Below are 24590 nucleotides of genomic sequence, written 5' to 3'. Positions count from 1 at the left end.
GACACTTTTGTTACCCATATTTCTTCTTAATGAAAGGCATTAAAATTGGCACGATACTTGCTTATTAAATACATTATAAAGGACATTTCAGATTGTATCGAGAAATAAGAACGAGAAGATATATAAGAGGAGGATTCGAAATGACTGAAAATGTTTTATTTTCCATTAGTGAAAACGGTGTTGCATCGATTACTTTAAACCGCCCAAAAGCACTTAACTCTTTATCTTATGATATGTTAAAACCGATTGGGCAAAAACTCAAAGAATGGGAAAAAGATAATCGCATCGCTATTATCGTCTTAAAAGGTGCTGGTACAAAAGGATTTTGCGCTGGCGGTGATATTAAAACATTATACGAAGCGCGTTCAAATGAAGTTGCATTACAGCATGCTGAACAATTCTTTGAAGAAGAGTATGAAATAGATACTTATATATATCATTATTCAAAACCGATTATCGCTTGCTTAGATGGAATTGTAATGGGCGGTGGCGTTGGTCTTACGAATGGTGCTAAACATAGAATTGTTACAGAACGTACGAAATGGGCAATGCCTGAAATGAACATTGGATTTTTCCCAGATGTCGGTGCTGCTTACTTCTTAAATAAAGCACCTGGACAAACTGGTCGTTATGTCGCGTTAACAGCTGCTGTGTTAAAAGCTGCTGATATATTATATATAAATGCTGCTGATCATTATATGCCATCTGAAACTTTACCTACTTTTCTTGATGCAATCGAAAAAGTAAATTGGCATAATCAAAATGTACATATCACTTTAAAAGAGTTCATTAATAAATATGAAACAACGCCTAGTGTAGAAAGTGAACTTGCTTCCATACAAGAAGAAATTGAAAAACACTTTTCATTCCAAACAGTCGAAGATATCATCCATTCATTAGAGAATGATAGAGGCTCTTTCACTTTAAAAACAAAAGAAACATTGCTATCAAAATCTCCGTTCTCATTAAAAATTACATTAAAACAATTTATTGATGGAAAGGGAAAATCGATAGAAGAGTGTTTTGCAACAGATCTCGTACTCGCTAAAAATTTCATGAGACACGAGGATTTCTTTGAAGGAGTACGTTCAGTCGTAGTCGACAAAGATCAAAATCCTAAGTATAAATACAAACAATTAAGTGACGTTTCAGATGAAGATGTAAATCGCTTCTTCAATCTGCTTAATGCACAATAAAAAAGCTAGATGAAAGTAGTTTTTTACTGCTTCATCTAGCTTTTTTTCATTTCTGTACATTTCTCCATGATTAGAAAGATGGAGGTGTTACAGCGAATAAAATAACAGCATCCTGATCAAATGAATTCTCCCATTTATGTTTCATGTAAGAAGGAATTTTCACACTGTCTCCCGGGTGTAAAGTGTATACCTCTTGTTGTAAATGAAAAATAATTTTCCCTTCTAAAATATGAGCGATTTCCTCTCCCTTATGTTCCAAAAGTTTGTCAGAGGAAATCGCATTAGGTGGTAAAGTCATTAAAGATACAGCTAAGGCACCTGTTAAATCTGGTGATAATAATTCATATGATAAATTGCCTACAATCATTTTTTTACGTTCATTCGCTCTTACAACTAAGTCATTCGTGTTCGTATCTTCCATTAAAAAACTGAAGGTTGGAACTTCTAAGGCCTTCGCTAATAATTTCAATGTTTGAATCGAAGGATTAGCTAATCCTCGTTCAATTTGACTTAACATAGAAGGTGTTATTTCTGCTAATTTTGCTAACTCTCGCATGCTTAATTTCCTTAGTTTCCGAAGCTCCTCCACCTTTTTTCCGATATTTATATTTTCCACATTTCATACCCCTTTGAGCAATTATTATTAAATACATTTTAACATAATGAAATTTTATTTAACACATAACTTAAAGTATGTTACACTATTTTTGATTCAATTTTCAAAAAAATAAACAAAAGAAAGGCGGAGTGATTGTGGAGAACTATCTTCTTTTTATTATCATGTCCATTTGTCTTATCATTTTACCCGGCCCTGATACTGCAATGGCTACGAAAAACACTCTTACTTCAGGAAAAATGGGAGGCGTGAAAACGGTTTTCGGTACATGTATTGCTCTTTTAATTCATACTTTAGCTGCTGTAATTGGACTTTCCGCTATTATTGTTAAATCTGCTTTCTTATTTTCTACTTTTAAATATGTGGGTGCCGTTTATCTAGTCTATTTAGGCACAAAAGCACTGTTTTCTTTAAAGAACAAAAACAACCTAGATACGAATGAGCTACCTATGAAACATGCAGATGGAAACAGCTCTTGTTTTCGCCAAGGATTTCTTACTAATCTTTTAAATCCAAAAATCGCTGTGTTCTTTTTAACCTTTTTACCGCAATTTTTAAATCCCGACCATAATACATTCGTTCAGTTTTTAATTATGGGTCTTACCTATCTCGTTTTAACCGCGATATGGTTTGCTTTTTATATCTTCTTAATTGATAAAATTAGTCTTTTCATGAAAAAACCAGCTACCCAAAGATACATCCAAGGAATTACTGGCATTGTTTTAATTGGATTTGGTATCAAATTAGCTTTCGAAAAGAATAGTTAAATATGAAAAGTACACCACTCTTTAATAAGCGGTGTACTTTTTGTACATGTAACTTGTTACATGTATGTTCTATTCATCTATTAAAACCAGCGCTCTGTTACAACTTTCTTACGTGTATAGAATTGAACGCCATCTGTTCCGTTTGTTCCAAGATCACCATAGAAAGATGCTTTATTTCCTGCAAATGCGAAGAATGCCATTGGTGCTGGAACGTTAACGTTTACGCCAATCATTCCTGCATCGATGTTATCACGGAATGTTTGTGCATGTTTACCGCTTGATGTATAAATAACTGCACCATTTGCAAATTTGGATTGGTTTGTAAGCTTAATTCCTTCTTCTAAATCTTTTACTCTCACAATACTCAGTACTGGAGCAAAGATTTCATCTTGCCAAATTTTCATATCTTGATTTACGCCATCGAAAATTGTCGCTCCAACGAAATACCCTTCGCGGGCCTCTTCATTAATTTTACGACCATCTACTAATAAAGTAGCTCCATCTGCTACACCGCTATTAATATAGCCTAGTACGCGCTCTTTATGAGATTCACGAATTAATGGACCTACATAATTATCTTCATGGAAACCATCTCCGACTTTTAATTTGCGTGTTTCCGCTACTAATACATCAATAAATTCATCAGCAATTTCATCCACAACAGCTACAACGGAGCATGCCATGCAGCGCTCTCCACTACTAGCAAATGCAGAACCAATAACACCTTGTACTGTTTTTTCAAGGTTGCAATCTGGCATAACAATCGCATGGTTTTTCGCTCCCGCAAGCGCTTGTACGCGTTTTCCATATTTTGTTCCTGTTTCATATACATAACGAGCAACTGGCTCAGATCCAACAAATGAGACAGCTTGAATGTCTTTATTTTCTAGAATGCTATTTACAACATCTTTTCCGCCTTGTACTAAGTTTAAAACTCCTTTAGGGAAACCTGCTTCATAAAATAACTCTACAAGTCTCTCAGCTAAAAGTGGTGTTCTTTCAGATGTTTTTAATACGAATGTATTACCGCAAGCGATTGCAAGTGGGAACATCCATAAAGGAATCATCATTGGAAAGTTGAATGGTGTAATCCCAGCAACAACTCCGATTGGATAACGCCAAATCGAACCATCAATTCCACCTGCAATATTTGGAAGTGCTTGCCCCATCATTAAATTAGGTGTCGATGTCGCAAGTTCTACAGCCTCAATACCACGCTGTACTTCACCACTTGCATCTTTTAATGTTTTTCCGTTTTCTAATGTAATAATTTTTGCAAGCTCATCTTTATTTTCTTGTAAAAGTTGCAAATATTTATATAACTGTCTTGAACGATTCGGAACTGGCACTTTGGACCATGTTTCATAAGCAGCTTTTGCAGCTTCAACTGCACGCTCTACGTCTTCTTTTGGAGAAAGGGGAACATAAGCAATAATTTTTCCAGTCGCAGGATTCGGAACAGCTTCAACTTCCGTACCAGTAGATTCCACCCATTCACCATTAATATGATTTTTCACTCGTTTAATTTCTGTTGTAATCATTGTATTCGCTCCTTTTTATTTTTTATATTTGCTAGAATTCATTATTATTTATGACTAGAGATTAATTGTTCGCTTACCTTCTGATATAAAGCAGCCATGTCTTTTTCACCATATCCCGCTTTACCAGCTTCATCATACAAGTTAAATAGCATTTCACTTACTGGCAAGTGAAGCTCGCTTTCTTTCGCTAAATCAACTGCAAATCCTAAGTCTTTCTTTAGTAGATTTACAGTAAATCCTGGCTCATAGTTTTCTGGTGCAATAAAGCTTTTATAATTGCGCTCGTAAATTCTACTTTGCCCATAACTCACATTTAAAATATCAAACATTTTATCTAAATCCATATTGTTTTTCTTCGCTAATGTCAGCGCCTCACTAACACCTGCTGTGTAAAAACCAATCAGTAAGTTATTAATCAGTTTTACAGTCGTACCACTATCGATTTGCTCACTCACATGAAAAACATTTGCGCCTAATACTTCCATCACTGATAAACCTTTTTCAAATACTTCTTTCGATCCACCAACCATAAAGGTTAATGTTCGATTTTCCGCTCCTATCACTCCACCACTAACTGGCGCAGCTAAAAAGTCTACTTTTTTATCATTCGCAGCATCTGCAAGCCTTTTATTTAGCTGCGGTGCTACTGTGCTTGTATCAATTAGCACAACATTCGGATGACTATTCTCAATTAAACCCTCTTCTCCAAAATAAACGGCTTCAACAGCTTTTGGAGATGGTAAACTTGTGAAAATCAAATCACATGTTTCTGCCAAATTCGCAATAGATAAGCCGATGATTCCCCCTTCTTTCTCAAAAGAAGCTTCAGCATCTTTATTTAAATCGACGCCATATACCGTGTAATTTGATTTGACTAAATTTTTAGACATTGGAAGACCCATATTACCTAAACCAATAAAGCCAACCTTTTTCATACTGTTCTCCTCCTAATTTAAACAATATATTTTCCGCGATTGATAATAGCTTTCGCAATTTCTCTCTTTTTCGTAAACACATTCGTATATAGAGGTACTGACAGTTGACGGATTTCATCTAGAATTGTGTTTCTATTTTGTTCTTCTTGTACTGCTGCAGACAGAAGAACAATTGCCGCTGATTCTACTTTGCGGTATCCTTCTTCACAAAGAACATCCGTTATAAACTGTTTTGTACGTTCTTTTTCCTCACCATTTTTACTTACTGCTTTCTTTGTACGTAAAAATGCTGATTCCATTACATACACTTCTTTCAACATGTCTGCTAACACGCGTGAATATTCTTGTTCTTGTTCAATTTTTAATTCAGGAGTTTGAGATAGCGTTTTCAAAGATTGTTTCAATAATTGTTTCGATAATAAAATATAGCGATGATTTCGTTCTATATTTTCAAAGTTTCCTTCATCTTTGTGATCCTCTATTTGCTTTATTTGTTTCATTAACATTTTCGCTACTGTTAATCGGTTAATTTCATTCGTTCCTTCAAATATACGACTAATTCTAGCGTCACGATATAACCGTTCTACTTCATACTCTTGCATATAACCATAGCCACCGTGAATTTGTACAGCTTCATCTACAATATTTCCAAGTGTTTCTGAAGCATTTACTTTATTGATCGCGCACTCCATTGCAAATTGAGACATTTTCTGCATAATGCTTTCATCACTCTCATAGATTGCGTCATCAATTATGCCGGCTGTCCGGTAAGCAGCACTCTCTGCGCCGTATGTAGCGATAATCATATTTGCGATTTTTTCTTGAATCATCGTAAAATCAACTAATTCTGTTTGAAACTGTTTTCGTTCTCTTCCGTATTGAACAGATAAACCAATTGCTTGCTTTGCTGTTCCAATATTTCCAAAAGCAAGTTTCAATCTAGCAAAATTAAGAATATTAAGAGCTACGTGATGCCCCTTTCCAACTTCCCCTAATACATTTTCAGCTGGAATGACGACATCCTCTAAAATAAGCGTTGCAGTTGAAGATCCTTTAATGCCCATTTTCTTTTCTTCTAAGCCAATCGAAACACCCTCACATGTTCTTTCGACAATAAATGCTGTCATTCCTTTATTTGTCTTCGCAAAAACAACATATACATCAGCCATATGAGCATTTGTAATCCACTGCTTTTCACCATTTAATTTCCAAGCAGTTCCTTCTTCATTTAATACAGCGCTTGTTTTTGCACTTAACGCATCTGATCCGGCATTTGGTTCTGTTAAAGCATAAGCTCCAATCCATTCGCCTGATGCGATTTTAGGTAAGTATTTTTCTTTCTGCTCTTCTGTCCCGTAATATATATATGGTAATGTTCCTACACCAGCATGAATATTAAAGGATACGCTAAACGCTCCTGCATATCCCATCTTTTCTGCTACAAGTCCAGAAACTGCCTTCCCTAATTCGAATCCGCCATATTCTTCTGGAACCTCTATACTTAACAACCCAAGTTCTCCAGCCTTTTCAAACAACTCGCGAGAAACTTGATAATTGTGCTGCTCGATATTTTCAATTTGAGGAACAATTTCCTGTTTAACAAATTGTTCCGTTGTTTTTGCGATTAAATCTTCATCACCTGAAAAATCTTCCGGTGTAAAAAAAGTTGTATTAAGATCCTTATTCAGCGAAAAAAATTCATCCCATTGCAATTTTGTTTTCTCCATCTGTATCCCCCTATCATTTCGGTCTTCATTTTATTTATATGCAAAATCTATGCCAAACTAAAAACTTGATAGAACACGGGCTCAGTGAAAAGAAAACGTAAAACTGTCTAGACAGTTTTACACTGTTTATAACAATTTGTTTAGATTTTAAATCGTGACAATTTGTTATACAGGGTCGCCCTAGAAATCCCTAACAATGCTGCTGCTTTTGACTTATTTCCTTTTGCTTCTTTTAAAACGCGTTCAATTAATCCTCGTTCTTCCTCTTCACGCACCACTTTCATCGCTTCTTGTTTTGCTGGTAAAGACTGAATCATGGGTACTAATTTCTTCTGTTCCATATCCCTGTAATAGAATTCCTCTGGTAAGTCCTTAGCTCGTATATGTGCATCATCCGATAGTGCAAATAGCCTTTCTAACACATTGATTAATTCCCGAACATTTCCTGGCCAATTGTAATGGAACATAAGGCGTAATACCTCTTTATCAATTGTCTTTTCTTCAGCACCGTACATTTGACATAACTTTTGTAAATGTTCTTCGACAATGAGTGGTATATCTTGTTTTCGAAAGCGAAGCGGTGGAATATGAATCGGAATAACATGAAGACGATGATATAAATCTTCTCTAAATGTACCTTCTCTAACCATTTGTTTTAAATCTTTGTTTGTCGCTGCGATTAGCCGGAAATCAACAGGAATTGGATGTGTACCACCTATTCTTTCTATCTCCCTTTCTTGTAAAACACGTAAAATTTTCACTTGCGTTAATAGAGACATATCACCAATCTCGTCTAAAAATAACGTTCCATGATTTGCAAGCTCAAACTTCCCTGACTTCCCATTCTTTTTCGCACCTGTAAAAGCACCTTCTGCATAACCAAACAGTTCAGATTCTAGTAAATTATCAGGGATAGCAGCACAGTTCACACTAATAAATGGACCGTTTTTCGTTATACCTGCATCATGTATAGCTCTTGCAAATTGCTCTTTACCGACACCACTTTCCCCAGTAATTAACACGGATGCTTTCGACCCAGCTGCTTTTCGGGCCATTTTTTTCGTTTCAGAAATTGTTTGGCTTTCTCCAAGAATATCTTCAAATCGAATCTGCTTCTTTTTCGGTTTAGAAAACGTTGGTTTGATTTTCCTATCCTTTTGATCAAATCGCTCTAGTATTTTATAAATATCTGAAATTCCTTCATGAATAAGCATCCCTACAGCACCTATCACTCTTCCTTGCTTCCAAATCGGCATCCGGTGTACAACTAAATTTTGTCCTTGTAGACGGTGTACTTGATTTCTTTCTGGTACTCCTGTTTTTAATACAACTGGAAGTCTTGTATTTTCAATTATATTTTCAGCGAGCTGTCCAATCGCTTCTTCTTTCGTTACGCCCACAAAGCGGCTATACGTATCATTAAACATTTGGATAACACCGTTTTCATCCACAATCGCAATGCCTTCATACGCAGTATCAAAAGAGAGTCGTAACCATTCAATTACATGCCCAGCCTCTTCTAATTGCTGTTTTATAAACTTCTGAAAAGCAAAAAGCTCGCTTTTCCCTATAACTCCTTCTAGCATTCCGTTTTTTTCATTTATCACATAAAATGGTAGATGCTGAACCACTTCCATTGCGTTCGTTCTCGTTCCCTTGTGAAAAGATTCATCTATAATCATATGAACTGAAGTATTTTCATCACTGTTTTCTTTCATCCACTGAACACAATCTAGTAATTTCACAATACCTATCATTCTTTTTTCCTCTAGTACAGGCAGTTCATCAGTTTTTGATGCGATAAGTAGATTGATTGCCTCTGCAATCGTATTACTCATTTTCACAAACTGAAAATCTTTATTCAGCCATCTTCCTACAGAGTAATCTTCTATAGAGTTCATATGTTTCCACCTCTTTTGCAAGCAATTAGGAAATATAAAAAGGCGATGACTCTCCACATCAAGCAGTTGTTTTTGCCAAAGATGTATCATCATCGCCTTTTCCCTTTGTTTTATTGATCTTCAGATAAAACTGTTTTTGCAATTCCGTTATCTAATTCCTCAAAATCATGATACGAAATCGTTTCATACAATTCACTTCTCGTTTGCATATTAGATAGCCCTTCTTTTTGTGAGCCTGTTTCTTTAATAAGCGTAAATACACGCTCATATGCTTTTGCTGCAACGCGAAGTGATGTAACCGGATAAATTACCATTTGGAATCCCATATTTGCAAATTCTTCTGCACTGTAATATGGTGTTTTCCCAAACTCAGTCATGTTCGCAAGCAATGGAACATTTACTTTACTGTTAAATAAACGGAATTCCTCTTCAGATTGAAGCGCTTCCGGAAAAACAGCATCTGCCCCTGCTTCTACATAAGCAATTGCCCTTTCAATTGCTGCATCCAATCCTTCTACAGCGCGAGCATCCGTACGTGCTACAACTACAAGAGTTGGTGCTACTTCTTTAATCGCTTTAATCTTTTGTACTAATTCTTCAGTGGAAACAAGCTTTTTCCCATTTAAATGTCCACATTTCTTCGGTAATTGTTGATCTTCAATTTGAACGGCAGCTACATTTGCTTCCACCATCTCTACAGCAGTACGTGCCACATTCAGTACTCCACCAAACCCTGTATCAATATCAACAAGAAGAGGTAAATCCGTTGCTCGAACAAGGTCTCTTGCTCGTTCAGCTACTTCAGTAGACGTCACAATTCCTAAGTCTGGTAACCCTTTGCTTGCCGTATAAGCAGCTCCTGATAAATAAAGAGCTGAAAATCCAGTGTTTTTTGCAACAAGAGCAGCCATCGCATCATGTGCACCAGGGATTTGTAAAATTTCAGGCGCTTCTACTAAAGCTCGGAATCGATTAGCAAGCTCCTCTTGTGTTGACTGTTTATTCACAACCCAAGCCATGCTTATTCCCCCTATACTTAAATTAAGAAAAGATCTACAAATTCATTTACATTCATATTTTCTAATTTTTCTTCATTCAGACACGCTTCATGAATTTTTTCTTGTTGCTTACTAGAATAATGAACAGCCATATTTGCAGAGAACTTTTGAACAACTTTTGGAATCGCTTCGTCTCTACGGAAACGGTGACCTAATGGATATTCACACTCTACGTTTTCTGTTACTGTGCCATCTTTAAAATGAACTTGAACAGCATTGGCGATTGAGCGCTTGTTCGGATCAAGGTAATCTAAACTATACTGTTTGTTTTCTACAACAACCATCTTATTTCGTAATTCATCTACGCGAGGATCTAATGCAACTTCATCCTCATAATCATCAGCAACAATATCACCTTTTAATAAACCAATTGCAGTAATGTATTGTAAGCAATGATCGCGGTCTGCTGGGTTATTTAATGGACCTTCTTTATCAATAATACGAACTGCTGATTCATGTGTCGTAATTGTAATGTGGTCAATTTCATCTAATCGTTCTTTCACTTCTGGATGTAATTTCACTGCACATTCCGCCGCTGTTTGAGCATGGAATTCTGCTGGATATGATACTTTAAACAACACATTTTCCATTACATAAGAATCTAAAGGTCTTGCTAATTTTAGTTCTTGTTTATTAAACAATACATCTTGGAATCCCCATCCTGGCGCAGATAGTGCTGTTGGATAACCCATCTCACCTTTTAGTGCAGTAAGAGCAAGATGAACACCACGGCTCGTTGCATCTCCAGCTGCCCAAGATTTACGAGAACCTGTATTTGGAGCATGACGATATGTACGAAGACTCGAGTTATCAATCCAAGCATGAGACAATGCGTTAAAGATTTCTTCACGCGTGCCACCAAGCATTTTTGTAACAACTGCTGTTGTTGCTACTTTTACATATAACACATGATCAAGACCCACACGGTTTAAACTATTTTCTAATGCAAGTACGCCTTGAATTTCATGTGCTTTAATCATCATTTCAAGTACATCTCTTACTTTTAATGGTTCTTTTCCTTCTGAAATACGAACGCGGCTAATATAATCTGCAACTGCTAAAATTCCACCTAAGTTATCAGACGGATGTCCCCATTCTGCAGCTAGCCATGTATCGTTATAATCTAACCAACGAATCATACATCCAATATTAAAAGCACCTTTTACTGGATCAAGTACAAATGATGTTCCTGGTACACGTGTACCATTTGGCACAACAGTTCCTGGTACGACTGGTCCTAATAATTTCGTACACTCTGGGTATTGAAGTGCTAATATTCCACATCCAAGCGTATCAAGTAACACATAGCGAGCTGTACTGAACGCTTCTGAACTCGTCACCTCTTTATTTAATACATAATCCGTAATCTCTTCTAAAATTGCATCTTTTTGTTTAATTTCATTTGTTTTAATCACGCTATCCTTCCCTTTCTGTCGAAAATTCGTTATTATTAAGAATGGGTGTCGGTCAAACACCCACCTGGCGGGCGGCCTTAACAACTCCCCAGTTGTTTTTATTTGCTAAGCACATGTCGCTCGCCGATATAATTTACACGCGGACGGAACAATCGATTGTTTGTATGTTGCTCAATCACATGCGCACATAAGCCCACCGTTCTTGAACTGAAAAAGATTGGTGTATACAGTTGAATTGGAATACCTAACATCCAATATACTGGAGCTGCATAATAATCTAAGTTTGGATAAATGCCTTTTTCCTTCTCCATAATCTTTTCTCCAGCTTCACACATTTCATATAATGAATAATCACCTTTTACATCACATAACTGTTTTAAAGCTTCTTTCATCATAAGTGCCCTTGGATCCATCTTCTTCATGTAGACCCGATGTCCAAATCCCATAATTTTTTCTTTGTTATATAATTTCTTTTGCAGTAACTCTTCAAATTTCTCAACATTCCCTGCTTCTAACAGCATGTACATAACCGCTTCATTTGCACCGCCATGTAAGCTTCCTTTTAAAGATGCAACTGCACCTGTTAAAGCACCGTATAAATCTGATTGCGTAGATGCAATCACGCGCGCTGTAAATGTAGAGTTCGGCATTTCATGTTCGCTATATAAAACTAAGGAGCGATCGAATATTTTTTCTTCAAGCTCAGTCGGTTTTTTGCCAGTTAACATGTAGAAGAAATTCGCACTATATGATAATTCCTTAAGAGGCTGAACAGGCTCTTCATTGTTTAAAATATGGTAACTGTTTGCCACAATATTTGGCACTTTGCTTAACAGTTTATAACCTCGGGCTTTATTCACTTCTAACGAACGATTTTCAATATCGTTATCGTAGCCAGCTAATGCCGATACACCTGTGCGTAATCCGTCCATCGGATGCGTTTCCTTTGGCAATGCTTTTAAGACATTGAACACACCTTCTGGTACTTCATATTCTTCCTTCAATTTCTTTTCAAGCGCCTTCTTTTCATCCTCATTTGGTAGATGTTCCTCTAGTAAAAGGTGCACAATGTCTAAATACTCTTTTGTCTTTGATAGTTCAATTAAGTCATATCCTTGAATAACAATTTCACCTTTTACTGTGTCAAGAAACGAGATTTTCGTCTCCGCTGCGACTACACCATCTAATCCCGGGGAAAATTTTTCTTCAGCTTTCATTATCATTTCCTCCAATCCTAATAGATCTTCGTGCACATAGCTGTAAGCCTTTACAATATCGTGAAAATACATTTCTATTTCAATGTATCAGAGTTTTTAGAAGATTTCAATTTATTTTATAATGATAAGTTTCCTATACTTTTCCTGCTGTAACAAAACTATTTTTCAAGAATAACGTCTAAGTTTTTTACTAAGAAGCTCGATGTCCCTTCTTTTTCTTTTGAACCGAAATATAGTAATTTTCAACAACGCTTCCTTTAAAGCTTATAAAACAAACATTTTACTCCGTACATTTAGTGTATTTTTCCAGCACACAAAAAAGCGAGTTGTATATATACACAACTCGCTTACACCCATTTTATATATCGATATTAATCCAATACAATTTTCATATAAAATATTTTTATTTTTAATAAAGTTATTATTTTACATAATTAAATTCAATTTCATCCATTTCCACATGATAACTTTCAACTAAATCATAGTCTTGAAAAGACCAAATATCATCAGAATCGATAAAAAATTAGATACTATCCTGTTCAGTAGTCGCATCTATATCATCTCCCGGCGCCTCGAAATCTAATCCTAAAGAATAACCAGATTGAATCGTGCTATTCTCTCCATATCTAACAATAATCGAACAAAATACGAACCCTTACAGTAAATACAAGAATATACTGTGGTATAACGCACTTTAGGAGTGATTCTTTTATGTATCTATTTCCTTCAAGAATTACGGTTGCAGCTCCTGTGTCGCCTTCTGTTCATGTCGTTCCCGTTCATACAGCAACTTCCGATGTCGGGATTGAACTTCCTGCAACTTGGCAGCAATATCCATTACCTGGTGAAGCAATACCTTCTTTTTGGCATCATGGAGCTCATCCTATTGGCCTCTATTATGGTCATACTTATCCAGTCACTTTCCCATATGCTGCACCAAAAATTCACTATCATTTTCCATCCATTTATTTTCAAAATTTTTATGGCACCTTTAATATTTAAAGGGCATGTAAAAACCCCTAAGTTACCGATTAATTACGGTATCTTAGGGGTTTTTATTACGCATTTTATACAATATGAATTTTAAAGAACATTAGATTTATTGACCACCATTTTGATTTGTGGTTGTCTCGCCTTGACCATTTCCAGTGCTCGGTGGATTCGTACTAACTTGACCTTGACCTTGACCATTTCCACCTTGGTTATTTCCGTCTCCGCCACTTGGTGGAGTCGTTCCACCTTGGTTATTTCCGTTTTCACCACTTGGTGGAGTCGTTCCACCTTGGTTATTTCCGTTTTCATCACTTGGTGGAGTCGTTCCACCTTGGTTATTTCCGTTTCCACTACTTGGCGGATTTGTATTCCCTTGGCCATCTTGATCATTGTTCTTATTTTCTTCATTTTGTTTTTGTTCTTGCTCTTGTTTCTTTTTCTCCTCTTCTATTTGTTGTTTCTTTTGTTCTTCCTCTATTTGTTGTTTCTTTTTCTCTTCTTCAATTTGTTGTTTCTGTTGCTCATCGTTTTTCTTCTGTTCGCCTGAGTTTGAATTTGACTTTGAATTTGACGTGCTCGGATTTGGAGAAGAATCTCGTTTTGCACCTTTCACACGTAATTCATCTCCCTCTTGAACAACACTACTTGGCATTTTGAATTTTGCTCCGCTTGTGCCAAATTCACTCATCATCTCTTTAAAAATTTGTTGTGCAATTTTCGTATTTTTACTACTTATATAATCTTCAGAACCATCTTTCATATATCCAGTCCAAACTGCCATTGTATATTGCGGTGTATAACCAGCAAACCAACTATCACGTGATGCACTAGCTGGTATACCATATTTCGCTAATTGTTCAGATGAATAGTTTGTTGTTCCTGTTTTACCTGCCACATCTAAAGAACTTACATTCGCTGCTGTACCTGTACCAGACTTAACAACAGAACGCAGCATATCTGTAACCATATACGCTGTATAGTCTTCCATAACGCGTTTAGATTTTGGTTCAAAACTTTGTGATTTCCCATCAGGATAAACTACTTTTTTAACGAAGTGTGGTTTTGTATATTTACCATCATTACCAAATGTAGCATATGCTCCTGCAATTTCAGTTGGTGATACTTCGTTCGTACCAATTGCTGTTGACTCAACCGCACTTTCTTTAAATGGAATACCTAAGCTTTCTGCAAAGCTTTGTGCTTTACTTAATCCTACCTCTTTTGCTGTTTTGATTGCCGGTATGTTACGAGACATTTTAAGAGCATCACGCATCGTCATCATACCTTTGAACGTTCTATCTGCATTTTGAACCTGTTGTCCTGTCGAATATTTATATGGTGAATCATCAAGCTGATGATACGTTGACCATTTTAAATATTCAATTGCTGGACCATAATCAAAAATTGGCTTCATTGTTGACCCTGCTGAACGATCTAGTTCAATTGCCATATTATGTCCCTTAAATGTCGCTTTATTTTCACCACGTCCGCTACCTATAGCACGGATTTCTCCAGTTTTTGTATCCATAAATGTAAAAGCACCCTGGAATTTATCATTTGGATAATTAATAATATTGTTGTTTAAAAGCTCATCTGCATATTTCTGTGCTTCTGGATCTAAAGTTGTGTAAATAGATAAACCATCAGACCCAACATTCGCATCTGGTAATTCTTTCTCTACTTCCTTTACAACAGCGTCTATAAATGCTGGATATGGCATTTCTGTAATTTCTTTAGGAGGAAGGAGTCCTTCAGTTACAGGAACCTTTGATGCATCTTCCATTTGTTTTTTCGAAATATATCCATGGCGATTCATTAAATGTAATACAACATTTCTACGCTCTGTTGCTCTCTCTACATTTTGTGGTTTAGTTGGATCATAAATACTTGGTCCCTTTGGCAATCCTGCAAGCATCGCAACTTCTGGTAAAGTCAAATCTTTTAATTCTTTTCCATAGTAGTTTTCAGCTGCGGTCGCAATACCATAAGATCGATTTCCTAAGTTAATCTTATTTAAATACATTTCCAATATTTCATGTTTCGAATATTGTTGCTCTAACTTATAAGCTAAATATATTTCTTGCGCCTTACGCTTAGGCGTTTTATCCATAGATAAGAAATAGTTTTTAATAACCTGTTGTGTAATTGTACTACCACCTTGCGAGCCATAGTTCCCAGTGAGGCTGACTAAAACTGCACGTGAAGTACCCTTAAAATCAACTCCACTATGATCATAAAAACGCGCATCTTCTGTAGCTAAAAATGCCTCTTCTACTAATTTCGGTACTTGATCATACGTAATATTTGTTCGTTTCTCTTTCCCATATTCATATATCAGGTTTTTATCTTTATCATAAATTTTTGCTGATTGTGGATTAACAAGCTTTGATTTTTCAAGTTTAGGGGCATCCTTAATCATAATGAAAAAAGTAGTTACTCCCCCTACGAGCGCCACGATTCCAAGTATTAAGCATCCAATTAAAAATTTACGAAAAAACGATGTTTTCCCTTTCGTTTTTTCTTTATTAGTACTTGGTTGCTTTTTCTTTAGTACTTGTCTTCGCTCTTCTCGAGAACGATAATTTTCTGACATGTTACTTTCTCCTGCCTTTCAATTCTCTTGTTGATTTATCATCAATAAATGAGTCTCTACTTTTGAAATGTTGTTTAATCAAAACAGGCCCCGAATATATTTTCGCATCGCTTTTTAAAAAGCATCATATTGCACTGTTTGTATTATCTACCTATCTCTCTTGCTGAAAAACATAACTATATTAATCTATGTGATTGTAATAGTAAGAAGCATATTTTTCTAACCCTGAAATTTGAGTTATTATTCCTCCTTTTATTCCATATAGATCATTTCTTAAACACTTATCAAAAATAGTTCATTGTCAAAGCTTGTATCAAAAGGATACAGACAAAACAAACATATTTAGATCCGTGTTCCTTCAATGTTCTGTATTGACACCTTATCCCTCAACTTTTCCATACAAATAATTGGCTGTTAATTGTATTAAAATCAAACACTTTCTTAGCTTCAATTACATTCGGGATTAAGTGTATAGAAACTATCTTATAAAACATAACTCCCTTTTAAACAATCATTAACAGCAAAGAGTAGTGAAATTAAAATATCATAACAATATGAATTCCGTGTGAACTTGTAATAAAACGCAGCAACACAGCTAATAAAAAGGATAAATACGATATATTATTCAACAATCTATATACTATTTACAATGTGCTATTCAGTCAATACATAACACGATATACCTTTAAATTCTACATCGTATTTTACAAAACAGACTCAACAAATATCCTCATATTATCAAATAGAAAAAGCGACTATTTTATTATGATGAATCTTCTCACTTCTTTACCTCATCACTAATAAAAAAATATATAATACCAATCCGTAAACTTGTGATTGAAATGAATCCAGAAAAGATTCCCAGAATCTATAAAGCACAAATGACTTGCAACTCTAAAAATAAATCCCTCTGTTGTATTGTAATAATAAATGAGTCATTTTCATATGTATAAATAAAGTAACCCTTCATTTTATTTCCATCCTTCTTTTCAGAGATGACCTATGTGCAAATTGCTTCACTTGTTTCTATAACTCATAAATTGAAAAATTAATCAGTGGAGTTTTCTTCATCCCCCACTGATTATTAACCCTCACCAATCGGACTTTTATGGGCAGTTTATCTCCCATCTAACTCCTTTGCTTCCGCTGAATTTTGAGATGGGAGTATTACTGCCCGCCAATAGCGGGATAAACATTACGAAACAGTTCTCAATTCTGTATTATACCTACCATAAGTAAAAAGCATACGTAGAAGTACATTTCTTTAGAAATCCGAAACAATTTTATATAGAATTACTGTAAAATGATTTTCCCTAACAGGAATTACATTTTGAACAGTGATGTTATAAGAACCTGTTTCTTCTCTTCTTTTCTCAACAAGTTGTTTTAAAATGTGTGCAAGTGAATCTTCCTCTTCCAATATAATATCTATAAATTCTTGTTCATTCATATCTGTCCCTCCTTCTCAACAATCACATTTCGACAAAATAGAAGGTTTTTCCTTTTTCAACATCTAAATATATAAAAGAAGGGAGATGAACTAAAATGACTTTATATCCAGTAATTTCCAAAAATTTAGTCGCTATAGGTTATAATCCATCATCTATGATTTTACGAATTGAATTTAGAAATGGTACATATGATTTTTACGATGTACCGGAAAATATATACGAAGGATTACGAAATGCCCAATCCAAAAGTTATTATCATAACACTTATATTAGAAATTCCTATCGTCACACCAAAATTTAAACAGTCTATATTATAAAAAGAACCGTTTTTTGTATTTGTTACACCTACTTGTAAAGCGAAAATTCAATCAATAGAGTTTCCAATTCCTTTTAACTTCTTTGCTGTTACTGAATTTTTAGGTGGGGGTATTAATACTGCAAATTGGAAACAATTTATATCATTGTATAAAGATTATTTTATGTAAAACCAAAAATGGTATTACGTTGTTTGTCAAACGTAATACCATTTTTCAATTTAAATATATCAATATCACTTAATCACTACATGCTCTTCTTTAATCCAACTGCTCTGTCCAATATCGATAGCACCATCTTGTTTTGCCCAAATACGATAAGAAATTGAACCATCGATCACACCTTTAAAATTTATACATTCAGGTTCTGCATAATAATTAACTCCATATCCAACGGGGTATTTTGAATATGCATGGAACCACTCTATATCAAAATGCTCTAATTTCGCCCACTGTTTCTCACTTCCTAACCTAATCATATCTTTATCTCCACCGCCCCAATATCCTTCAAAGATAAGATAAGGAATTTTATTTGTGATACGTCCAGTAAATATAAGCTCTTCAGGATTCTCATATAAATTAATTCCGTAACCTTCAGGGTATTTTGAAAGAGCAATTCCAATACCCACAGTTTGTTCTGAATTGTTATGCATCTGACTTGTATTGCCTATGAACCATGACAGTGACTTATCACCTACCAAATAATTCAAATCAACTTTGCCAATCCCGTTGATATTTCCTGTTTCAGTATATTGCCATATATCACAAGGATATGCTGGTTTATTACCACCATAGCGTGGAATCCAAAGGAAATCCGCTCTCACTCCACTTAAACCATATTTATTATACATGTGATGACCTACGTACAATCCAACTTTCCAACCTGCAGCTTTACAAGTATCAATAAATGCTTGAGATGCTTCAGCTAACTTATTAGGGCCACAACTTTTTAACGTATCATCTTCAACATCAAGAACAAGAAATTTAGCATTAGAACTTGCTCTTGCCATAAAATCTTTCGCTTCTACAACTGCATCTGTAACAGAAACATAACAACCATAAGCATATGCAGCATGCGGTATACCACGTTCTTCTAAATTTGTTACATAGCTGTTATACCGCTCATCAACTGTTCTAGAACCATATTGTACACGACATATAGCAATCTCAATTTGCGGTGCCGCCACATCCCAATCGACATTACCGTTCCACTTAGAAATATCAATAATATGTTTGTCCATTATTCCTCTTCTCCTTTTGTCATATCATATTTAATTACCAAGAGCGATGCCTTCTAGATTAGATACACGCCTGCAATATGTATATAGTAGGAATCGATCGAAATAGGTGTTTATTTTGCTAGTTCTATTTAACAATTTATCAAATGGTAAATTAAAATGATTTAATACTATACTTATGGTATTAAGTATCTATACTAAACATTAGCAATATTCAATACAAATATTATCAATTAACTATACGAGTAAACTATGTTACATTAATACCACGGTTACTATTACCGTTAAATCCTTGCTCCCTTCAAGGGTTTAACATACTCTCCTAATCCAATATATACAGAAAAAAAGAATCTGTAACGGATTCTTTTTTCTCATGAACACTTACTAAGTAAACTGTAACTTAGCATAGTATGACAAAAAGAAGCTCATCCTTTGTTAAGTCAGCAGGTTGGTGGCTAATTTACTGGTAAAACAAAAAAAGAAGGCAGTGTAGTCTTCCTTCTAGATGGTGATCCTGAAAAAATTAATCACTTAAAATTAGTATTTAAAGCACCTCAAAATAAAGATTCTGTAGCAATTGGTGAAGAAAAAACAATTGAATTTGATATGTAACAAACAATAAAGCCGCCTCTTTTTAATAAGAGACGGCTTTATTAAAAAAGTAAGATTTTGTACATCCTATTGGACGCTTTTTATTTCATAACCATTTAACTTTCCAATGCCAAGTAAATCGATTTCAGTGTCAGTTAATTTCGGGATGAATTTTACTATTTTTGTTCTACCTTGAAGAATTTCTCCTTCAGTAGTAATAAATTCAAATACTGGTTGCTCATTTTTCTTCATTATTTCAACAAAAATTGCACCTTTATCAGTAGTTCCACGTATAATGACTTCCCAGTCTAAATAGTCATCAATCCTTACATAAGCTATTCGAAAATCAATTTCTTCTTTTTCCTTTCCTAAATAAGTGATTTTTTCTACTTCAAACTGTGTCATTTTACTCCCTCCCTTTTATTACATCTTCGACAGGAAAGAAGAAAAACCTACACCATAAAACATCTATCTATATTTGAAATTACTAAAAATAACAACACTATAGAACATGATCGTCTCTAGAGTCCTTGCCCTATCTTAAAAGAGAATAAAATATTCCCTTTCATCCATATCGACGCTAATTTCCCTAGTAGCCACAGTGTCAATCTTACTCCTCTACCATTTGTGTGATTCCAATTGCCGAAATTGCCGTACCAATTGCTTGTATCCAAATACCGATTAGTCCAACTAATCTCTCATCTTCTTTTTCTCGATCATTTTTCTCAATCATTTGTTTTTCCTTCGATAAATTGTGGATACCTTGATATGCTTGTAATCCTGCCCCTAGCGTCTGCAATGAATTCCCCACTACAATCAGCCATGGAATTTCAGGTTCCTCATTTAGTGCCACTTCTACCCCTACAAATGCACCAATAGACTGCAAACTATTTCCTGTGATAATGAGATAATCATTCTCTTCCGTTTCTTTTTGTATATTAAAAAACGTTCCTATTACATTTGAAACATTTCCTAAAGCCAGTAATTCAATCCCTGTTTCCTCCAAAGATTGGTTTCCTCGTTTGATTTGTTCCTCTTTACTAAGTGCATTTTTCACTACTTGCATTCCTTGTATTTCTCTGGAATTTATTAATGCTATCAATTGCAGTATATATCCAAGAGCTTGTAATGACCCACCTACAATTACAAGTGGTTCTTCCACATTTTCTTCACCTATAAATCCCCTTGTAGTTCCAATAGCCGCTATCGTATTTCCTCCTACTTGAAACCATGCTCCCGTAACTTCTAAACCTCTTGGATTCATAGTATTCATCCACCTATATTAGAATCATCTTATTTATCATAAATACTCTTTTGAATGAAAACGTTTCTCTCGGTACTTTTAAACTTCAATATTTATATTGTCACTAACAAAAATGACTTCCCTGCATTTCCCCATTATATTTTGATACATTTCATTTTGTGCATGAAATGACTGCTCCAAGCTTTTCTCTTATGTATATATTCCAAATTAAAAAGAGCACTCAAAAGTGCTCTTTCGTGATAAGGAGTTTTCAATGAGTATGAAAAAAGCGATTTAAGCTTGTTCCATACTGCAATATATGCTTGTCCTGCTCAAAAGGTGTACGATTTATAAAAAAAATTTGACTCCACGAAGAAACTAGATTTTGTATTACCTAATATTGAAAATAAAAGTAAGAACACGTGATTCATTCGACTATCATCCTATCTTTTTCCAACATATCTGCTTGATAAGGTAGAGCAGGTACGATACCATTATTATTCTTTAATACAGCAAAGAAAATTGTATTTATTTCATAGCTTACAGTATTACTATTTTTTGGTATATAATTTTTCCAATCAAAAAAGAGCATCCACCTCAGTAGATGCCAAAATGTGTGATAAGGAGCTTTCAATGAGTATTGAATAGGACCTAAGAGAGCTTCTCCTACACTACAATATATGCTTGTCCTTCTCAAAAAGTGTAAAAAAAGCCGCTATTCTATAGCGACTTGCTTAGCTAATTCACATTGCAACCTATATTCTTCTAACTCCCAAATTTTATCAATAATGCGGTCCTTGCAACATTGAATTCCAATATTCACATCGTAATTAGCAGGGGCTACACATGCGCTGGATTCGGTTAAAATAAATCCATTCGGCAACTTAGCAACCACTACTGTACATTTGCCGTGAAACTCTTCCACTGTCCATCGAGTCTTTTCTAAAATGTCGTTAATATCTTCTTGTGTTACAGTATTCTTCATTTGCTTCTCACCCTTCTGCATTTGTTTTTCAACCTTCTTCTCTTCGATGTCTAACTTACGATGTTGTAACTCTAAGTCTTGTTCCTTCATCTGTCTTTGCTCTTCTTGCATTTGTTGCTCTGGTTCCATCTGCTGTTGTTTACCAGCTTCCATTGGAGCATTTAATGCATCCATATGCTCTTTCACATGCTCATCGACTAGCTGTTGTACTTCTGGTGGTAACTCATCGTATAAGCTGGACTTTCGAAATGCATTATGAATATATATATGCACTTCATGATCATAGAAGTCGCGAACTTTTGGCGTTTCTAATGATAATTGTGGTGATTGCATTCCAGCTTGCATTGGCTCTACACCTTGTGCTTGCATTACTTAAGCTTGTTGTTGGAACTGCTCACACACTTGCGATTATTGCTGCAACATTTGTAAAGCTTGTGGTTGTCCTGCAATTTGTTGGAATTGTTTATTTTCATCGAGCTGCTGCATTTCAAATAACTCATTACTATCACATATAAACCCTGAATACCAACACTTTGTTAACTATCTCTATTTTTGTTCGTTGTGTTGTTTTTTTCGTTAGCCCTTAAATCGAATTGCAACTACATTCTTGCTATTTAATAAACATTATCAATAAGAGTTTAGAAATTCTATTAAGAGAAAAAGAGTGCTTTTATTCAAAGCACTCTTTCAAAGAAAATTACCAATCTCTATCATCACAATCATTAAAATCTCTATGTCTGCGTATACATCTTCCAAACACTAAATCATCCCAAAATCTACCACAATCTCGAAAGTGATTGAAATGACAATTACATCTCATAAATATGATTCCCTCCTCTTAACAATAGAATTCATCATATTCTATGCTTAAAAACAAAAACTGCTTGTTTCATAGTCTACATGCTGCATTTTAGAGTAATAATAATCATATCTAATCTTCAAGTTTTAAATTTAGTTACACTACAATCTAATACTAGAGATAAAATGCAGTCTATGAGCCTAAATTACATGTATCTTGGTCGAACCCCTTATCTTTCCCTAACAACAAATAAGACACTGTACCGATCACGACAGCGCTTAAAATAGTAATTGTTATACCCTCATTCATTGGAGCATTTTCAATATGAATAAAGTCTCTTTTCTCAATAAAAAAGAGCATCCACTTCAGTAGATGCCCAAATGTGTGATAAGGAGTTTTCGGTGAATATTGAATAGGATCTAAGAGAGCTTATCCTACACTCCAATATATGCTTGTCCTTCTCAAAAGGTGCAAAAAAAAGCACCTCGCCCAGGTGCCATGTAAAAGACAGGAGTAACTAACACGTTAGAGAACCTTTCCGTGCTATTGTATGTTACATTTTTCTTTATATTACCTCTTTTTAGGTGTCTAATTTGTCTAATTTCGAACCACCAGTTTCGGTATAATTAACCCGTTAAATTACATAATATAAGTTTCTAGCTGAATAAACCTCAATATTCCGTCAATACTGTAGTTAGGCGATAGCCAGAACTCATTTAAAGTCCCTAATCTTTCTCCACCCCCATTGGAGCCGAGTGGTTAGCTTTTGCTAGCTGCTCTTTTGCTTTTTTCATTGTCACTTTTTAGATTCAATGCTCATATGTTATTTTGAGACAAAAAATTAATATCTCAATAATGAAAAGGTCCCCTTTTACACCACTTTAATCGGTTTCAACATTAACTTTTTTTCCTTAAAGAGCACTGTTCAAACGTGCTCTTTTTGGTTTGTCAGAATAAAATTCCAAGTCACGGTTAAACTATAAACTGTCTGGTGAATAGCCATAATCCTATTTTGTAGTACCATACTCTTCTTCTCCCTTTCCCTAGGGCCGAGCAGTCAGCTTTTGCTAGCTGCTCTTTTTTAGTTACATTTACCATTAGTAACTATCACGGTTACACCTTATAGTATAGAGGCTCGAATAAATCGGGCTGTTATACCCATTACCCTAGGAAACTAGGGTTTTGTTTTGTACAAAATGAAATTTTTATTTAGTAATTTACCGATTCTTTAAACTCTTTAAATGATTATTTTCTCAAAAATTATTGCTAAACAAACAATCCGATTTATCATGTTAACAATAATACGAAATACTGTTAATATGACTTTAGGAGGTACATTAGATGAAATTAAAAAGTTTCCTTGTTACTTTTTCAACGTTTGTATTAACAACGGGGCTATTCTTTTTAATTGGTCACTTGTTCACTATTCCATGGCTAATGTTTCACCACGAATATATAGATAATACAAATGGCTTCTTCATTTCAACAGGCTCCGTCGTTCCTTTACTTATTGGTTTGATTGTAAGTTACTTTGTAGAAAAGATCTATATCCATAACTACCGACAAAAAATCTCTTAATATTGCTAATGTCTTAGTTGTGTATGGCTTCTTGTGATTCTAATATTAATCGGTATGGCACTTTACTCTTTCTTGTGCATCATATTGAACTTCCATACCGATCACTTTCCTTTCAATTAGCGTTTTTGTTGATTTTTTTCACATTTAAATGAGACAAGCATATGTTATTGTATGAAGATCCTTACTCATAGAATCCTACCTTATAAGAGCGCATTTATATGTGTGCTCTCTTTTTATTTGCCACTAGTTGCGATAGGTAAGACTTTGAAGTTATCTCCATCTTTTCCCCCGCTTAACACTGTACGTGCGACTTTCATCGCATACAGCGTCCCATCTTATCCTTTTATCCTAAAGTAACTAGATTACAAACTTTACGGAGTTTGTTTATTTTCTTCAATTGCTTATCGTTTAATTGAAGTATCCTCATATACC

20 protein-coding genes are annotated in these 24590 nt (G+C 35.0%); 6 read left to right on the top strand and 14 right to left on the bottom strand.

What is annotated here, in order from left to right; all coding sequences use genetic code 11:
• Window positions 1-140 precede the first annotated feature (140 nt).
• A complete protein-coding gene (locus tag J4P91_RS18730; RefSeq protein ID WP_207995347.1) occupies window positions 141-1196 on the top strand; it encodes an enoyl-CoA hydratase/isomerase family protein in 1056 nt (351 codons plus the stop codon).
• A gap of 70 nt (window positions 1197-1266) precedes the next feature.
• Here J4P91_RS18730 and J4P91_RS18725 read toward each other — a convergent pair whose 3' ends face one another.
• The gene (locus tag J4P91_RS18725) at window positions 1267-1812 is read right to left on the bottom strand and encodes a helix-turn-helix domain-containing protein (RefSeq protein WP_207995346.1); all 546 of its coding nucleotides are present in this window, start codon (window positions 1810-1812) and stop codon (window positions 1267-1269) included.
• A 134-nt stretch (window positions 1813-1946) separates the two neighbouring features.
• On the opposite strand from J4P91_RS18725, the gene J4P91_RS18720 reads away from it, so the two are divergent.
• Window positions 1947-2579, top strand: a complete 633-nt coding sequence (locus J4P91_RS18720) for a LysE family translocator (protein ID WP_026049052.1) — start codon at window positions 1947-1949, stop codon at window positions 2577-2579.
• 80 nt (window positions 2580-2659) lie between these two features.
• Here J4P91_RS18720 and J4P91_RS18715 read toward each other — a convergent pair whose 3' ends face one another.
• From J4P91_RS18715 to mmgD, 7 genes are all read right to left on the bottom strand, one after another.
• Window positions 2660-4120 carry a CoA-acylating methylmalonate-semialdehyde dehydrogenase gene (locus J4P91_RS18715; protein ID WP_207995345.1) on the bottom strand — a complete coding sequence of 487 codons (1461 nt, stop codon included), beginning with the start codon at window positions 4118-4120 and terminating at the stop codon, window positions 2660-2662.
• Window positions 4121-4164: 44 nt separating this feature from the next.
• A complete protein-coding gene (locus tag J4P91_RS18710; RefSeq protein WP_017149611.1) occupies window positions 4165-5055 on the bottom strand; it encodes an NAD(P)-dependent oxidoreductase in 891 nt (296 codons plus the stop codon).
• Window positions 5056-5072: 17 nt separating this feature from the next.
• On the bottom strand, window positions 5073-6782 hold the full coding sequence (locus J4P91_RS18705) for an acyl-CoA dehydrogenase family protein (RefSeq protein WP_207995344.1): 1710 nt from the start codon (window positions 6780-6782) through the stop codon (window positions 5073-5075).
• A gap of 140 nt (window positions 6783-6922) precedes the next feature.
• Window positions 6923-8683, bottom strand: a complete 1761-nt coding sequence (locus J4P91_RS18700; RefSeq protein WP_207995343.1) for a sigma 54-interacting transcriptional regulator — start codon at window positions 8681-8683, stop codon at window positions 6923-6925.
• Window positions 8684-8793: 110 nt separating this feature from the next.
• Entirely contained in the window at window positions 8794-9702 is a 909-nt protein-coding gene (prpB, locus tag J4P91_RS18695) for a methylisocitrate lyase (RefSeq protein WP_207995342.1), read from the bottom strand.
• 17 nt (window positions 9703-9719) lie between these two features.
• The gene (gene prpD / locus J4P91_RS18690; RefSeq protein WP_207995341.1) at window positions 9720-11156 is read right to left on the bottom strand and encodes a 2-methylcitrate dehydratase; all 1437 of its coding nucleotides are present in this window, start codon (window positions 11154-11156) and stop codon (window positions 9720-9722) included.
• Between the two features lie 98 nt (window positions 11157-11254).
• Window positions 11255-12373, bottom strand: coding sequence for a citrate synthase (gene mmgD / locus J4P91_RS18685; protein WP_207995340.1), 1119 nt, complete (start codon window positions 12371-12373; stop codon window positions 11255-11257).
• A 711-nt stretch (window positions 12374-13084) separates the two neighbouring features.
• On the opposite strand from mmgD, the gene J4P91_RS18680 reads away from it, so the two are divergent.
• Window positions 13085-13375, top strand: coding sequence for a hypothetical protein (locus tag J4P91_RS18680; RefSeq protein ID WP_207995339.1), 291 nt, complete (start codon window positions 13085-13087; stop codon window positions 13373-13375).
• A 97-nt stretch (window positions 13376-13472) separates the two neighbouring features.
• Here the strand turns inward: J4P91_RS18680 and J4P91_RS18675 are convergent, their stop codons facing one another.
• Window positions 13473-15959 carry a transglycosylase domain-containing protein gene (locus J4P91_RS18675; protein ID WP_207995338.1) on the bottom strand — a complete coding sequence of 829 codons (2487 nt, stop codon included), beginning with the start codon at window positions 15957-15959 and terminating at the stop codon, window positions 13473-13475.
• Window positions 15960-17223: 1264 nt separating this feature from the next.
• Window positions 17224-17409, bottom strand: coding sequence for a hypothetical protein (locus J4P91_RS18670; RefSeq protein ID WP_207995337.1), 186 nt, complete (start codon window positions 17407-17409; stop codon window positions 17224-17226).
• A 95-nt stretch (window positions 17410-17504) separates the two neighbouring features.
• Between J4P91_RS18670 and J4P91_RS18665 the strand changes: the two genes are divergently transcribed.
• Complete coding sequence (locus tag J4P91_RS18665) at window positions 17505-17711, top strand: KTSC domain-containing protein (protein ID WP_207995336.1); 207 nt, start codon at window positions 17505-17507, stop codon at window positions 17709-17711.
• A gap of 249 nt (window positions 17712-17960) precedes the next feature.
• On the opposite strand, the gene J4P91_RS18660 is transcribed toward J4P91_RS18665, so the two are convergent.
• The 4 genes from J4P91_RS18660 to J4P91_RS18645 form a co-directional block, all read right to left on the bottom strand.
• Window positions 17961-18965, bottom strand: a complete 1005-nt coding sequence (locus J4P91_RS18660; RefSeq protein ID WP_207995335.1) for a GH25 family lysozyme — start codon at window positions 18963-18965, stop codon at window positions 17961-17963.
• Between the two features lie 675 nt (window positions 18966-19640).
• Entirely contained in the window at window positions 19641-19958 is a 318-nt protein-coding gene (locus tag J4P91_RS18655; RefSeq protein ID WP_207995334.1) for a hypothetical protein, read from the bottom strand.
• A 205-nt stretch (window positions 19959-20163) separates the two neighbouring features.
• Entirely contained in the window at window positions 20164-20817 is a 654-nt protein-coding gene (locus J4P91_RS18650) for a DUF6944 family repetitive protein (RefSeq protein WP_207995333.1), read from the bottom strand.
• A gap of 694 nt (window positions 20818-21511) precedes the next feature.
• The gene (locus tag J4P91_RS18645) at window positions 21512-21781 is read right to left on the bottom strand and encodes a Gp49 family protein (protein ID WP_207995418.1); all 270 of its coding nucleotides are present in this window, start codon (window positions 21779-21781) and stop codon (window positions 21512-21514) included.
• Between the two features lie 323 nt (window positions 21782-22104).
• Here J4P91_RS18645 and J4P91_RS28990 point away from each other — a divergent pair, with 323 nt between their 5' ends.
• Complete coding sequence (locus J4P91_RS28990; RefSeq protein WP_243763911.1) at window positions 22105-22296, top strand: hypothetical protein; 192 nt, start codon at window positions 22105-22107, stop codon at window positions 22294-22296.
• Window positions 22297-23921: 1625 nt separating this feature from the next.
• Window positions 23922-24158, top strand: coding sequence for a hypothetical protein (locus J4P91_RS18635; protein ID WP_207995332.1), 237 nt, complete (start codon window positions 23922-23924; stop codon window positions 24156-24158).
• Window positions 24159-24590: the final 432 nt, after the last annotated feature.

It is taken from the genome of Bacillus sp. XF8 (assembly GCF_017498755.1).
Taxonomy (GTDB): Bacteria; Bacillota; Bacilli; order Bacillales; family Bacillaceae_G; genus Bacillus_A; species Bacillus_A bingmayongensis.
Note: the sequence above shows the minus strand (reverse complement) of the source record. Positions and strands in the feature narration are given on the sequence as shown.

What these genes read in the sequence shown, in the direction of transcription:
- J4P91_RS18705 (WP_207995344.1), bottom strand. Translation starts at nt 6,782, where the DNA reads ATGGAGAAAACAAAATTGCAATGGGATGAATTTTTTTCGCTGAATAAG.
- J4P91_RS18730 (WP_207995347.1), top strand. Translation starts at nt 141, where the DNA reads ATGACTGAAAATGTTTTATTTTCCATTAGTGAAAACGGTGTTGCATCG.
- prpB (WP_207995342.1), bottom strand. Translation starts at nt 9,702, where the DNA reads ATGGCTTGGGTTGTGAATAAACAGTCAACACAAGAGGAGCTTGCTAAT.
- J4P91_RS18665 (WP_207995336.1), top strand. Translation starts at nt 17,505, where the DNA reads ATGACTTTATATCCAGTAATTTCCAAAAATTTAGTCGCTATAGGTTAT.
- J4P91_RS18635 (WP_207995332.1), top strand. Translation starts at nt 23,922, where the DNA reads ATGAAATTAAAAAGTTTCCTTGTTACTTTTTCAACGTTTGTATTAACA.
- J4P91_RS18645 (WP_207995418.1), bottom strand. Translation starts at nt 21,781, where the DNA reads ATGAAGAATACTGTAACACAAGAAGATATTAACGACATTTTAGAAAAG.
- mmgD (WP_207995340.1), bottom strand. Translation starts at nt 12,373, where the DNA reads ATGAAAGCTGAAGAAAAATTTTCCCCGGGATTAGATGGTGTAGTCGCA.
- J4P91_RS18700 (WP_207995343.1), bottom strand. Translation starts at nt 8,683, where the DNA reads ATGAACTCTATAGAAGATTACTCTGTAGGAAGATGGCTGAATAAAGAT.
- J4P91_RS18715 (WP_207995345.1), bottom strand. Translation starts at nt 4,120, where the DNA reads ATGATTACAACAGAAATTAAACGAGTGAAAAATCATATTAATGGTGAA.
- J4P91_RS18660 (WP_207995335.1), bottom strand. Translation starts at nt 18,965, where the DNA reads ATGGACAAACATATTATTGATATTTCTAAGTGGAACGGTAATGTCGAT.
- J4P91_RS18675 (WP_207995338.1), bottom strand. Translation starts at nt 15,959, where the DNA reads ATGTCAGAAAATTATCGTTCTCGAGAAGAGCGAAGACAAGTACTAAAG.
- J4P91_RS18650 (WP_207995333.1), bottom strand. Translation starts at nt 20,817, where the DNA reads ATGAATCCAAGAGGTTTAGAAGTTACGGGAGCATGGTTTCAAGTAGGA.
- J4P91_RS18710 (WP_017149611.1), bottom strand. Translation starts at nt 5,055, where the DNA reads ATGAAAAAGGTTGGCTTTATTGGTTTAGGTAATATGGGTCTTCCAATG.
- J4P91_RS18655 (WP_207995334.1), bottom strand. Translation starts at nt 19,958, where the DNA reads ATGACACAGTTTGAAGTAGAAAAAATCACTTATTTAGGAAAGGAAAAA.
- J4P91_RS18680 (WP_207995339.1), top strand. Translation starts at nt 13,085, where the DNA reads ATGTATCTATTTCCTTCAAGAATTACGGTTGCAGCTCCTGTGTCGCCT.
- J4P91_RS18670 (WP_207995337.1), bottom strand. Translation starts at nt 17,409, where the DNA reads ATGAATGAACAAGAATTTATAGATATTATATTGGAAGAGGAAGATTCA.